Genomic DNA, 13,849 nt, shown 5'->3' with positions numbered 1-13,849 from the left:
GACCCGGCGGGGTGCTCGGTGGCGGGGTGCTCGGTCCTGGGGTGCTCGGTGGTGGGGTGCCCCCGCCGAACCAGGTCGCCTCCCGGGAGGTCTGCCGGACGCCGTTGGCGCCGTTGAAGAACCGCTGGCCCCACGAGGTGAGCTGGGCCGGGTTGAAGTTGGTGACCATGTCCAGGTAGCCGACGTCACTGCTGTTGCCGCTCCACGACCAGCCGATGTACCCGATGCCGTTGGCCTGGGTGTACGACATGATCGTGTCTTCGTCGGGGTTGCCGTCGGAGTGGTCGTGCCCGAACTCGCCGACCACGATCGGTAGCCCCGCGGTGCGGAACCGGCCCAGGTAGTCGGTGACCTCCGCGGCGGTGTCGAAGACGCCGTACATGTGGATGGAGAAGACGGTGTTGCGCTGCGGGTCGCTGGTGAACACCGTCTGCGCGTTGTTGCGCATGATGAACTGCCAGTCCTGACCCCACATCGGGGCGTCCACCATGAGCATGTGCTCGAAGCCGGCGTCGCGCAGCCGGCGGATGGCGTTGGACGTGGCGGTGGGCCAGGTCGCGGCTGCGCTGGCGTTGTTGCCGAACGGCTCGTTGCCGATGTTGATGACGATGAAGTTCTCGGTTCCGGCGAGGTCGCTGCGCTTGTCGATCCAGTAGCTGGCCGCCTGGTCGAGGGTGGCCGCGCCGCTCTGGTCGCCGTAGCCGGTGGTGTCATGGACCTCGAGCACGCAGATCAGCCGGTTGGTGCGGCACAGGTTCACGATGTTCGGGATGTCGTTGCTCGGGCCCCACCGCTGGCCGCTGCCCAGCACCACCCGCACGGTGTTGGCACCCAGCGCCTTGATGTTGGCGAACGACGAGGTCTGGCCGGGATACCAGACATGCGCGTGGCTGACCCCGCGCATGACGAAGTTGCTGCCGTTGGCCTCCACGATGCGACCCGCGTCGACCCGCAGCCCGACCGCGGCTTCGGCAGGTTTGGCGAAGAGCATCACGGAGGCGAGCATGGTGAGCGCCACAGCGCCCAGGGTCGCGATCTTTCTTCTCATGGTTCACCTCAGGTAAGGGACGGGATGTGCCCTGCGGCCCGACGACTACACGGCTGCCCCGAGTGTCGACAGGCGGCAATGGGCCGACGAGGCGCGATCTTGTGAGCGATGGAGGCTTGTCCGGGGATGTCCAGGCCATCACCGACGAGGAAGCAGGCTCCAGCCGTCCGGCGGCATCCGTGGTCACATCGAGCGCTCCCCGGTCGCGCCCAGCTGCATCACAGAGTGTCCCGGTCGGGCGGATGGCTGTCAATTGACGGGCATCGAATTCTTGGATGACCGGACGGCTCCGTGTTTCGTCGATCGCGCGGGCATCCCCGCGAAAGTCGTCCTCGGTGGTCCGGGTGCTGCAGTCGCGCGGAACCGCCGCCAAGTACGGTGGACCCGAACTTCCGGGAGGACGAGGTTGGCCAACAGGGAGGGCTTGCGTCGCAGCGGCATGCGGGAGGTGGCCCAGGTGGCGGGCGTGTCCGTCTCCACCGTTGCCAACGTGCTGAGCCGGCCTTCGATCGTCGCGCCGCCGACCCGTCGCCGGGTGGAGCAGGCGATGGTCGCCGTCGGCTATGTGCCGCACGGACCGGCCCGGCAGCTACGAGGGTTGCCCAGCCCGATCGTCGGCAGCGTCACCCTGGACCTGGCCAACCCGTTCTACGCCGAACTCAACCGAGGCATCGAGGACGCCCTCAGCGAAGCCGGCTGCCTGGTGCTCGCGTGCAGCACCGATCTCCAATCCGCCAAGGAGAGGCAACTGCTCGCTCTGCTGCAGGAGCAGGCGGTGCGCGGCATCATCATCTCGCCGATCGACCCAGACCCGACGGCACTCTTGCAGGTCAGCCGGCGCGGCACGCCGGTGATCCTGATCGACCATCCCCGTCGGCAGCTGGATTTGTGTGCCGTGGCCGTCGACGACGTCGTCGGCGGTGAACTCGCGGCCGAACATCTCCTGTCGCTCGGCCACCGCCGCATCGCCTTTCTCGCGGGCGCGATCGACCCCGGTCCGGTTGCCCGCCGCCGAGAGGGCGCCCGGCGGGTGCTGGCCGCCGCCGGTGTGGACCCGGCCGACGCGCTCGTCGACATCCGCATGTCGGACCACCCCCGGTCGTCGGTGTCGGTCGCCGCCCAGGCGGTCGAGCAGATCCTGGCCACCAGGCCCGCGCTGACCGCGATCATCTGCCTCAACGACACCGCGGCGCTGGGCGTACTGGAGGGATTGCACACGGCAGGCGTACGCGTCCCCGATGACATCTCCGTCGTCGGCTACGACGACCTGCACTTCGCCGCCCGGCTGTCGCCCGCCCTGACCACCGTCCACCAGCCGAAGCGCCGGCTCGGCCGCGCCGCCGCCGAACTGCTGCTCGATGAGGAGCACCCCGACCACACGCACCGAGAGGTGCACTTCCGGCCGACGCTGAGGGTCCGCGCCTCCACCGCGCCTCCACCCCGGCGTCGCTGAACCGGATACCAGGCGCGATTGCGCCCCACGGCCCCTGCGGCGTACGCTCCTCACCGAGCCGGAATTGCAAACGTTACAAGATGCGGTGAGCCGCACAATCCCACGAGCGCAGGGCGCCGCCCGTGGGTGTGCCGCAGCCTGCCATCGTCGCCTCAATTCCGGGGCTTGTCCGTGAGGTTTGGCCATGATGAAACGACTCGTCCTCGCCGGCGTCACCGCTCTAGCGGTCGGTGCATCGATCATGACCTTCACCCGCCCGGCTGACGCGGCCGTCGGCCTGCACGTCAGCGGGCGCGACGTCGTCGAGGCCAACGGCCAGACGTTCGTCATGCGCGGGATCAACCACCCACACGTGTGGTTTCCCGGCCAGACCAGTTCGTTCGCCGACATCAAGGCCGCCGGGGCCAACACCGTGCGGGTGGTGCTCGGCAGCGGCAAGCGGTGGGGTCCGTCCGACGACGTCGCCACCGTCGTCGCGCTCTGCAAGCAGAACAGGCTGATCTGCGTCCTGGAGGTGCACGACACCACCGGCTACGGCGAGGAGAGCGCCGCCGCCAGCCTGGACGAGGCCGTCGACTACTGGAACGGCCACAAGGACGCGCTGATCGGCCACGAGAGCTACGTCATCATCAACATCGGCAACGAGCCGATCGGCAACACCGACCCCGGCCAGTGGACCGCCGCGACGTCCGCGGCCGTCCGGAAGATGCGCAGCAACGGTTTCCAGCACCTGCTGATGATCGACGGGCCGAACTGGGGTCAGGACTGGACGAACACCATGCGGGACAACGCGCGGACCGTCTGGAACGCCGACAGTCGGCGCAACCTCGTGTTCTCCATCCACATGTACTCGGTGTACAACTCGGCCGTGACCATCCGGTCGTACTTCGACGCCTTTCGCGCGATGAACCTTCCGCTGGTGGTCGGCGAGTTCGGCTGGCGGTTCAATCCGAACGAGGTGGACGACCAGGCAATCCTGGCCGAGGCGCAGGCTCGCGGCCTGGGCTGGCTGGCCTGGTCGTGGAGCGGCAACAGCGACCCGATCCTGGACATGACCGTCAACTTCGACCCCGACCAGCTGACCACCTTCGGTCAGCGCATCGTCAACGGCGCCAACGGTCTCAAGGCCACCGCACGCGAAGCCACCATCTACAGCGGCGTCAACCCGACGCCCACCACCCCGTCCACGAGCCCGTCGGTCAGCCCGTCCGTGAGCCCCTCTGTCAGCCCGACGGCTGGCACCCGGGGCTGCACGGCGACGTACTCGATCGTCAACCAGTGGCCGGGCGGCTTCCAGGGCGAGGTACGGGTCACCGCCGGCAGTTCGGCGATCAACGGCTGGACCGTGACGTGGACGTTCGCCAACGGGCAGCGGATCAGCCAGGCATGGAGCGCCACGGTCAACAGCGACGGATCGAACGTCACCGCCCGCAACGCCAGCTACAACGGCAGCCTCGCTCCCGGTGCCAGCACGACGTTCGGATTCATCGCAGCGTGGAACGGCACGAACAGCGCCCCGACAGCGTTGTGCGCCGCCAACTGAGCCAGTCCGAATCAGTTGCGGGACCGGGCGTACCACCCGGCCCGGCAGGCTACTACTGGGAGTCTTGGTTGAAGTTCACCGACGGTCACTGGTTCATGCGCGACGGCGTGCACCCGCTCTACCCCGCCGAGGTGCACGACGTGGTAGCCGAGCCCGATGCGTTGATGGTGTACGCGCCGACGACGCACATCGCAGGCCGGGGCGACACCTTGAACCGGCCACTGCTGACGGTGCGGGTCAGCGCCCCGGTGCCGGACGTCATCGGGGTGCGGATCGCGCACTTCAGCGGGGGTCAGCGTAGGGGACCGGACTTCGAACTGGCCGTTCGCGACGGCGTCGCGGAGATCGACGCCGAGGGAGCGACGCTCACCTCCGGAAGACTGGCGGTACGCTTCGCGCGCGGTCGGTCGTGGCGGATGGACTTCCTCGCCGACGGCGAGGTGCTGGCCGCAAGTGGCACCAAGGCGATGGCGGCCATCGGCACCGACGGCGGCGGACACTACCTCCGCGAGCAACTCGCGCTGGGCGTCGGCCAGACCGTGTACGGATTGGGCGAGCGGTTCGGCCCGTTGGTCAAAAACGGCCAGTCGGTGGACATCTGGAACGCCGACGGTGGCACGAGCAGCGAGCAGGCGTACAAGAACGTGCCGTTCTACCTGACCACCGGCGGGTACGGGGTGTTCGTCAACGATCCCGGGCTGGTCTCGTTCGAGGTGGCCTCCGAGGTCGTGTCGCGGGTCCAGTTCAGCGTCGCCGGGCAGGAGTTGGAGTACTTCCTCATCTACGGCCCCACGCCGAAGGAGATCCTGCGCAAGTACACGGCGTTGACCGGACGGCCCGCGCTGCCGCCGGCGTGGTCGTTCGGTCTGTGGCTGACCACCTCGTTCACCACGTCCTACGACGAGGACACGGTGACGAGCCTCGTCGACGGCATGGCCGAGCGGGACATCCCGCTGTCGGTGTTCCACTTCGACACGTTCTGGATGCGCGAGTTCCACTGGTGCGACTTCGAGTGGGACCCGCGCACCTTTCCCGACCCGCCCGGGATGCTCAAGCGGCTGACAGAGCGCGGGCTTCGGATCAGCCTCTGGATCAACCCGTACATCGCGCAGCGGTCCGTGTTGTTCGCCGAGGGAGCCGCCGCGGGCTTCCTGGTGCGTACGGCGAGTGGCGGGGTGTGGCAGAGCGACCACTGGCAGGCCGGCATGGCGCTGGTCGACCTCACCAACCCGCAGGCCCGCGCCTGGTACGCCGGGAAGCTGCGGGTGCTGCTGGAGATGGGCGTCGACTGCTTCAAGTCCGACTTCGGTGAGCGCATCCCCACCGACGTGGTGTGGCACGACGGGTCCGACCCGGAGCGGATGCACAACTACTACACCCACCTGTACAACCAGACCGTGTTCGAGTTGCTGCGGGAGCACCGCGGCGAGGGGGAGGCGGTCCTGTACGCGCGCTCCGCGACCGTCGGCGGCCAGCGATACCCGGTGCACTGGGGTGGAGACTGCGAGTCCACGTTCGAGTCGATGGCGGAGAGTCTGCGCGGCGGACTGTCGCTGGCGATGTCGGGTTTCGGGTTCTGGAGCCACGACATCGGCGGCTTCGAGGGCAAGCCGGACCCGGCGGTGTTCAAGCGGTGGATCCCGTTCGGACTGCTGTGCTCGCACAGCCGGCTGCACGGCAACCACAGCTACCGGGTGCCCTGGGAGTTCGACGAGGAAGCGGTCGTGGTGCTACGCGCCTTCACCAAGCTGAAGGCGCGACTGATGCCGTACCTGTTCGGGGCGGCCGTCACCGCCCACGGTGAGGGCGTGCCGGTGATGCGGCCGATGGTGGCCGAGTTCCCCGACGATCCGGCCTGCGGGTACCTCGACCGGCAGTACATGCTGGGCGACAGTCTCCTGGTGTCACCGGTGTTCCCGGCGTCCGGCCGCACCTCGTACTACCTGCCGGCCGGGCGGTGGACGCATCTGCTGACCGGGGAGGTCGTCGAAGGGCCGCGCTGGGTAACCGAGGCGTGTGGCTTCGACACCGTACCGGTGTACGTGCGGCCGGGCACCGCGCTGCCGTGGGGCGCCCGCGAGGACCGCCCGGACTACGCGTATCACGACGGCGTGACGCTGCGGCTGTACGAGGTCTCGGCGCCGCTACGGGTGGACGTGCCGGCCCTGGACGGCGCGGTGGCGACCAGCTTCACGGTGACGCCGAGAGACGGCGCTGTGGAGGTGCGTCGCGACGGCCCGGCAGTGCCGTGGCGCGTCGAGATGGCCGGCCACCTGACCGTCGACGCCGCGCCCGACCAGGTTGTCGTTCAGGTTCGCGGCGTGTGAGGGCGATGCCGATGCCCCTGTGTCCTGACTCGACAACCGTGCCAACCCTCATCAAGGGCTGAACCCCGCCATGGGCGTACGCGACCGAGCGCCCATGGCCCAGCAGCTCAGGTCGGTCGATTCCCTGCCCTCAGGAGTCCCTCATGCGTCGCAGATCCCCCCTCTACGCGCTCCTCGCCGCGCTGCTGATGGCGGCCACCTTCTTCGCGGTCCGACCGGCCGAGGCCGCCCAACCGGTGCGCATCATGCCGCTCGGTGACTCCATCACCGGCTCTCCCGGCTGCTGGCGTGCCCTGCTGTGGAACCAGTTGCGCAACGCCGGCCACACGGACATCGACTTCGTCGGCACGCTCCCGCCGCAGGGCTGCGGCGTCGCGCACGACGGCGACAACGAAGGGCACGGCGGCTATCTCGCCACCAACATCGCCAACCAGAACCTGCTGCCCGGCTGGCTCTCCGCGACCCGCCCGGACGTCGTGATCATGCACCTCGGCACGAACGACGTGTGGAGCAACATCGCACCGGCGACCATCCTCGCCGCCTTCAGCACCCTGGTGGACCAGATGCGGGCCAGCAACCCCGCCATGAAGATCCTGGTCGCCCAGATCATCCCGATGAATCCGAGCAGTTGCCCGCAGTGCGGTCAGCGGACGGTCGCCTTCAACGCCGCCATTCCCGACTGGGCCAGTTCGAAGAGCACGGCACAGTCGCCGATCACCGTGGTCGACCAGTGGAGCGGTTTCAACACCGCCACCGACACCGGCGACGGCGTACACCCCAACAACTCCGGCAACCAGAAGATCGCCCAGAAGTGGTTCGGTCCGCTGAGCCGGGTGCTGGGCGAGGTCACCACCCCGCCCACCACTCCGGGCGCCACGCCGTCGACGCCGGACACCTCGCCCTCGCCGCCGCGCACGACGCCTCCGGTTCCGAGCGGCGGCTGCACCGCGACGTACGCCGTGGTCGGCCAGTGGCAGGGAGGCTTCCAGAGTGAGGTCCGGGTCACCGCCGGGAACTCGGCGGTCCGCGGCTGGACCGTGACCTGGAGCTTCGCCAACGGGCAGCGGGTGACCCAGGCGTGGAACGCGACCCTGTCCTCCAGCGGCGCCACGGTGACCGCCCGCAACGTCAGCTACAACGGCAGCCTCGAAGCCGGCGTCAGCACCACCTTCGGCTTCCTCGGGTCGTGGAGCGGCACCAACAGCATCCCGGCGTCCGTGTCCTGCACGGCCGGCTGAGTCACGGACGCCACCGCCGGGTGACGCGCGTTCTCCGTAACAGGAGTGGACAGGGATGACACCGAACCGGGGGGCGGGCACGCCGGCCGTCGACGGCGGGGAAACGACGCGTACCGGATCCGAGGGCGCGGAGGCAACCGTCGGCGGCCGGCACGCGGTGACGTACGACCGGCACTCGCTGCTGCTCGACGGCCGCCGCATCCTCGTGCAGTCGGCGGAGCTGCACTACTTCCGGCTGCCCAGCCCCGACCTGTGGCGGGACGTGCTGGAGAAGATCAGGGCCGCCGGGTTCAACACCGTGTCGCTCTACTTTCACTGGGCGTACCACTCACCGAAGCCCGGCGGGTACGACTTCACCGGCGTCCGCGACGTGGACCGCCTGCTGCACACCGTCAACGAACTCGGACTGTGGGCCATCGCGCGACCCGGGCCGTACATCAATGCCGAGACCACCGGCGGCGGCTTTCCGGCCTGGTTGAAGCTCGTCCCCGGCCGGGCCCGCACCAGCGCGCCCGGTTACACCGCCGCCTACACCGAGTGGCTCGATCACCTCAATCCGATCATCGCGCGGCACCAGGTCACGCGGGGCGGCCCGGTGCTGCTGTACAACGTGGAGAACGAGTACCAGGTCAACACCGACGCCGCGTACATGCAGGCGGTGCAGGACAAGGCGCGGGCCGACGGGATCGACGTGCCGGTGGTGACGAACATCTGCGGCGGTGCCGATGACCGGGCGTCGACCTGGCACTGCGGCGTCGGGGCGGTGCAGATCCCCGGCGTGGACGACTACCCGCGGTCGTTCGACTGCACGGACGGCGATGCCATCGGGGGCTCGTGGGGCGAGGGCGTCACGAGACGGATCCGGGACGACGCGCCGATCTACGCCGCGGAGTACCAGGCCGGCTCGATCGACGTGACCGACGCCGGCTACGAGCGGTGCCGCGAGCTGACCGGGCCGGAGTTCATGCGCCTGCTGTACAAGAACAACGCGATCAGCGGCGGGGCCACGCTGTTCTCGTACTACATGACGTACGGCGGCACGAACTGGGGCTGGTTGGCGCAGCCCAACGACGTCTACACCTCGTACGACTACGGCGCCGCCATCACCGAGGGCCGCCAGCTCACCGCCAAGTACGACGAGTTCAAGCGGCAGGGTTACCTGCTCACCACGGTGGCGCCACTGACCAGGACGAACCCGGCCGCGGCGCCCACGGTCGACAACCCGGCGCTGCTGGCCGCGGCCCGGACCAACCCGGACACCGGCACGCAGTTCGTCCTGCTGCGCCACCAGGACCGCACCGCCACCAGCGACGACTCCGGCGTGCTGGACTGGAGCACGCCGGACGGCCGGTACCGGGTGCCGGTGCGGGTGGTGGGCCGGGACGCCGCGATCCTGGTCGCCGGTTACGACCTCGGCGGTCAGCGGCTCGTGTGGTCCACGTCCGAGATCATGACGCACGCCGCGATTGACGGCCGGGACGTGGCCGTGCTGTACGGGACCAGGTCCACCGCCGGTTCGGCCGTGCTCCGGTATCCCACGCGACCTGAGGTCCGGGTCATCGAGGGCACCGTCGCGTCGTCCTACGATCGGGCGAGTGGGGATCTGCGGCTGGACTACCGGCACGACGGGCTGGCCCGCGTACTGGTCACCGACGGTGGTCGGCGTCCGGCGCTGCTGCTGCTCGGCACGCACGCGACCGTGGCGCCGTTCTGGCGGGTGGAGACGAACGTCGGACCGGTGCTGGTGCGCGGCACGTCCCTGGTGCGGTCCGCCGCCGTCGCCGACGACACCACCCAGTTGCGGGCGGACACCGACGCGGCCGCGACGATCGAGGTCTTCACGCCGACGCGCCGGCTCTCGGTCAACGGGCACCCGGTCGACGTGCGCACCACGCTGAGCGGGTCGCTCGTCGGTCGGCTCCCCGGCCCGGAGCCGGTCCGGCTGCCTGACCTCACCGGCTGGCGTACCCACGCCGAGGCGCCCGAGGCGGCCCCCGGCTTCGACGACTCCCGCTGGCTGGTGGCCGACCGGACCACCTCGCTCAGCCCCTACCCGCCGGTCACCCTGCCCGTGCTGTACGCCGACGAGTACGGCTACCACTACGGCAACGTCTGGTACCGTGGCCGGTTCACCGCCACCGGCGCGGAGACCGCGGTCAGGCTCAACGCCATCACCGGACGCCGTGGCAGCTATCTGGTCTGGCTCAACGGACGATACCTCGGCGCCGCCGTGGGCGGCGTGGAGGCGGACGCCGAACCGATCAACCCGAACCCGGGTCCCGGCACGTTCCCGATCCCCGACGGCGTGCTCACGCCCGGGGAGCCGGCTGTCCTGTCGGTCCTGGTCGAGAACATGGGGCACAACGACGACTGGACGGCCGACGACAACCGGATGCGCCAGCCACGCGGCCTGGTCGGCGCAGAGCTCATCGACTCCACCGCCGCGCTGTCGTGGCGGATCCAGGGCGCGCGTGGCGGCGAGGAACCGTCCGACCGCGCCAGGGGGCCGCTCAACAACGGCGGCCTGTACGGCGAGCGGTACGGCTGGAGCCTGCCCGGCTACCCGGACGGCTCCTGGCGCCGGGTCAGGTCGCTGGCCGGCACAGCGGTGGCACCCGGTGTCACCTGGTACCGGACGACCTTCCGACTGGACCTGCCCAGCGGCCAGGACACATCGGTGGCCCTGCGGTTCGCCGACGCGCCGCCCATCGAGCACCGGGTGATGCTGTTCCTCAACGGCTGGAACCTCGGCCTGTACGGCGGCGGCATGGGTCCCCAGCGGGACTTCGTTCTGCCGGCCGGTCTGCTGCGCCACCACGGCGGCAACACGCTGGCCCTCGCCGTGACCGCACGGCAGAGTTCGCGGCTGGGGCCGGTGAGTCTGGTCGCGCTGGGCACGCAGCGCGGTGGGGTGCCGGTCGTTCCGGTGCCCGCTTCGGACTACGACCCGCGGACGTAAGGCGGGGTTGGCGGCTTCCGCGGCACGGGTGCGACGCCGACACCCCCTCGGCGATACCGCTCGACCACCTACGCCCCGAACGTACCGGGAGTTGATGCGCGACGGCCTCCCGCACGTCCCGGTTCGGCCGGTGACGGGTGACAGCCAGCCTTCCCGGGCGGTGCAGCAACGGGGGCGGGACACGATTAAAACGCTTACACCGGTTCTGGGAGGCGGAACTCGTCGTTCCACGCGATCGGCTACCAGATTGCAGCAGGCAGCGAGGGCTTCGATCCATTGACATACTTGAAACTAGATGGTTACCTGCTGAGGCGTAGTAAGCGTTTAAAGCCCCAGTTCCGGTGCCGTCCGGCCGTCCTCGCTGGTGGGTGGAGGACTCATGTCCCCACTCGCCCGCGACGGGCATGCGCGAGACCCACGCGGCCTGGCCTGGAAGGTGACCGCATCCCCAGTCGAGTGTTTTGCCCTTCGAGCAGCGAGGAGGAGCCTTCATGAAACGACCGACGAGGGTGTCCATAGTTGCCGGTCTCGTGACCGTCCTGACCGGCGTCGGGGCGGTGTTCGCCCTCAACGCGCAGGCCGCACCGACCCGGTACGAGGCGGAGTCCGCCCCGGCCACCTGTGATGGGACTGTCGCCACCAATCACTCGGGTTACTCCGGCGCCGGCTTCTGCGATACGCCGAACGCCACCGGGGCCGCAGTCCAGTTCACCGTCAGCGCGCCCGGCGCCGGCACCGCCACGCTGGGCATCCGGTACGCCAACGGATCGACGGCCGACCGGCCGGGTGACATCAGCGTGAACGGCACCGTGGTGCGGCCCGCGGTGGCCTTCGGCGGCACCGGCGCCTGGAACGCGTGGGCGACCCAGACGTTCACCGTGCCGCTGAACGCGGGCAGCAACATCGTCCGGCTGGCCGCGACCACCGCGGCCGGCCTGGCGAACATCGACTACCTCGACGTCGAGGTGGCCGGCGGGCCCATCCCAACGCCGACCGTCACGAACCCGCCGACCAACGGCCGGCGGATGGAGAATCTGGGCCGTGGGGTGGTGGCCGTCCGCTCCGGCAGCAACAGCGTGCTGGTCTCCTGGCGGTTGCTGGGCCTGGACCCGGCCGGCATCGGCTTCAACGTCTACCGCTCGGCCGGGGGCGGCGCCGAGGTGAAGCTCAACTCCTCGGTGCTGACCGGGGGGACCAACTACAGCGACACCACGGCCAACCTGACACAGCCGAACACCTACCGGGTCCGCCCGGTGGTCAACGGCGTGGAGCAGGCACCCGGTGGCGCGTTCACGCTGCCCGCCAACCAGGCCACCGAGCCGGTGGTCCGGGTGCCGATCCGCTCCGGTGGCATGGTCAAGTTCCTCTGGGTCGGTGACCTGGACGGCGACGGCGAGTACGACTACGTGCTGGACCGGCAGACCTCCCCGCAGCGGATCGAGGTGTACCGCAGCAACGGCCAGTTCCTGTGGTCGATGAACATGGGGCCCAACAGCACCGACCAGAACAACATCGAGGGCGGGTCATCCACCATCAACGTCGGTCACAACGACGGCGTCACCGTCTACGACCTGGACAGCGACGGCCGTGCGGAGGTCGCCGTGCGGATCGCCAACGGCGTTGTCTTCGGTAACGGCACCACCTTCACCAACTCGGACAACAACCGGCAGTTCATCGCCATTCTCGACGGCATGACCGGGGCGCCCCGTGCCACCGCGGCCGTGCCCACCGACTACCTGTCCGACGGCCCGATGTACGCCCGCTTCGGCGTGGGCTACCTGGACGGCGCCACCCCGAGCCTGGTCGCCTTCATGAAGAACCGGATCGGCAGCGGGGGCTTCAACCTCATGTTCACCGCCTGGCGGTTCACCGGCAGCGCCGTGAGCATGCAGTGGAAGTTCCTGCGCGGCAACCAGAACCTGCCCGACGGGCACAACACCCGCATCGTCGACGTCGACGGCAACGGCACAGACGAGATCGCCGAGATCGGCTTCGTGCTCAACGGCAACGGCACGCTGCGCTACTCGCTGGCGCCCCGGGGCATCGTGCACGGCGACCGGTTCCACATCACCAAGATCGATCCCAATCGGGCAGGGCTGCAGGGCTACGGCGTGCAGCAGGACAACCCGAGCGGCCTGCGGGAGTACTACTACGACGCGGCCACCGGCAACATGATCTGGCAGCACGTCGAGGCCGGTACCGCCGATGTGGGGCGCGGCCTCGCGGGCGACATCGACCCGCGCCACGCCGGTATGGAGGTGTGGTCGTTCTCCGGGCTCTACAACGCCGCCACCAACCGGCTGGCCGAGCCGAACACCTCGCTGCGGCCGTGGCCTCAGCTCGGTCTCTACTGGGACGGCGACACCGGCATGGAACTGCTGAACAACCTCAAGTTCGAGAAGTGGGACCCGGACCGCCCCACCTCCACCAGCAGCGTGCCCCGGCTGCTGACGGCCAGCAGCTACGGCGCCGTCAACGCCAGCCAGGAGGTCAACCCGACCTTCTACGGCGACATTCTCGGCGACTGGCGTGAAGAGGTCGTCTACACCAACGCCAGCTACAACCAGCTGATCATCTTCACCACCAACCAGCCGAGCGGCACCCGGCTCTACACGCTGGCGCACAACCCGGCGTACCGCAACGCCATGACCCTCAAGGGCTACATGCAGTCCCACCACGTGGACTACTTCCTCGGCTACACCATGGCCCCGCCGCCCCGACCGAACATCTGGTATCCCGGGAGCTGACCGCGACGGCAGACCGAGGTCGAGCGTTTCGACGGCTGGCAGATTTGACAGGTGCCTGTCAAATTTGCCAGCCTCTTTTCCCGTGGAAGAGCTCAGCCAAGCGGGCCTCGACCTCTCCGAGCTGGTCATCGAGGTGTTTCGGCTCAACGGTCGACTGCTGGCCGCCGGTGACGAGCTGGCCCGACCGGTCGGTCTGACCAGCGCGAGATGGCAGGTCCTCGGAGTGATCGACGACGAGCCCCGGACGGTGGCGCAGGTCGCCCGGGCCATGGGACTGACCCGGCAGAGCGTCCAGCAGACCGCCGACGCCCTCGGCCGGGAGGGCTTCGTCGCCTTCCAGGAGCATCCGGGTGATCGGCGTACGAAGCTGATGTCCCTGACCCCTCGGGGGCGGCAGGCTCTGCGCGTCGTCGAACGCCGGCAGGCCCGGTGGGCGAACCGGCTCGCCGAGGAGATGACCCTCGCCGAGTTGCAGGCGGCCACCGCGACCCTGCGTCGCCTCGGGCAGCACCTCGACGCGGACCCCCTCCACAC

General features: G+C 69.3%; 8 protein-coding genes. 7 read left to right on the top strand and 1 reads right to left on the bottom strand.

Annotated features, from left to right (window positions below; all coding sequences use genetic code 11):
• Positions 1–1,048 (bottom strand): glycoside hydrolase family 5 protein (locus E1166_RS24530; protein ID WP_132342326.1); only part of this gene is annotated, 1,048 nt, incomplete at its 3' end.
• A gap of 406 nt (positions 1,049–1,454) precedes the next feature.
• Between E1166_RS24530 and E1166_RS24525 the strand changes: the two genes are divergently transcribed.
• The 7 genes from E1166_RS24525 to E1166_RS24495 all read left to right on the top strand — a co-directional run.
• The gene (locus E1166_RS24525; protein WP_132342325.1) at positions 1,455–2,501 is read left to right on the top strand and encodes a LacI family DNA-binding transcriptional regulator; all 1,047 of its coding nucleotides are present in this window, start codon (positions 1,455–1,457) and stop codon (positions 2,499–2,501) included.
• Positions 2,502–2,685: 184 nt separating this feature from the next.
• The gene (locus E1166_RS24520; protein WP_132342324.1) at positions 2,686–4,044 is read left to right on the top strand and encodes a cellulase family glycosylhydrolase; all 1,359 of its coding nucleotides are present in this window, start codon (positions 2,686–2,688) and stop codon (positions 4,042–4,044) included.
• A gap of 68 nt (positions 4,045–4,112) precedes the next feature.
• Positions 4,113–6,371: an alpha-xylosidase gene (gene yicI, locus E1166_RS24515; protein ID WP_132342323.1), complete on the top strand. Its 2,259-nt coding sequence runs from the start codon at positions 4,113–4,115 to the stop codon at positions 6,369–6,371.
• A gap of 143 nt (positions 6,372–6,514) precedes the next feature.
• Positions 6,515–7,609 carry a cellulose binding domain-containing protein gene (locus tag E1166_RS24510; protein WP_132342322.1) on the top strand — a complete coding sequence of 365 codons (1,095 nt, stop codon included), beginning with the start codon at positions 6,515–6,517 and terminating at the stop codon, positions 7,607–7,609.
• Positions 7,610–7,664: 55 nt separating this feature from the next.
• Complete coding sequence (locus E1166_RS24505; RefSeq protein ID WP_132342321.1) at positions 7,665–10,568, top strand: beta-galactosidase; 2,904 nt, start codon at positions 7,665–7,667, stop codon at positions 10,566–10,568.
• A gap of 491 nt (positions 10,569–11,059) precedes the next feature.
• The gene (locus E1166_RS24500; protein ID WP_132342320.1) at positions 11,060–13,315 is read left to right on the top strand and encodes a CBM35 domain-containing protein; all 2,256 of its coding nucleotides are present in this window, start codon (positions 11,060–11,062) and stop codon (positions 13,313–13,315) included.
• An 82-nt stretch (positions 13,316–13,397) separates the two neighbouring features.
• On the top strand, positions 13,398–13,849 hold a 452-nt coding region (locus E1166_RS24495; protein ID WP_132342319.1), incomplete at its 3' end, for a MarR family transcriptional regulator.

Source organism: Micromonospora sp. KC213 (assembly GCF_004348325.1).
Lineage (GTDB): Bacteria > Actinomycetota > Actinomycetes > Mycobacteriales > Micromonosporaceae > Micromonospora.
This window is presented reverse-complemented; position numbering and strand designations above follow the sequence as displayed.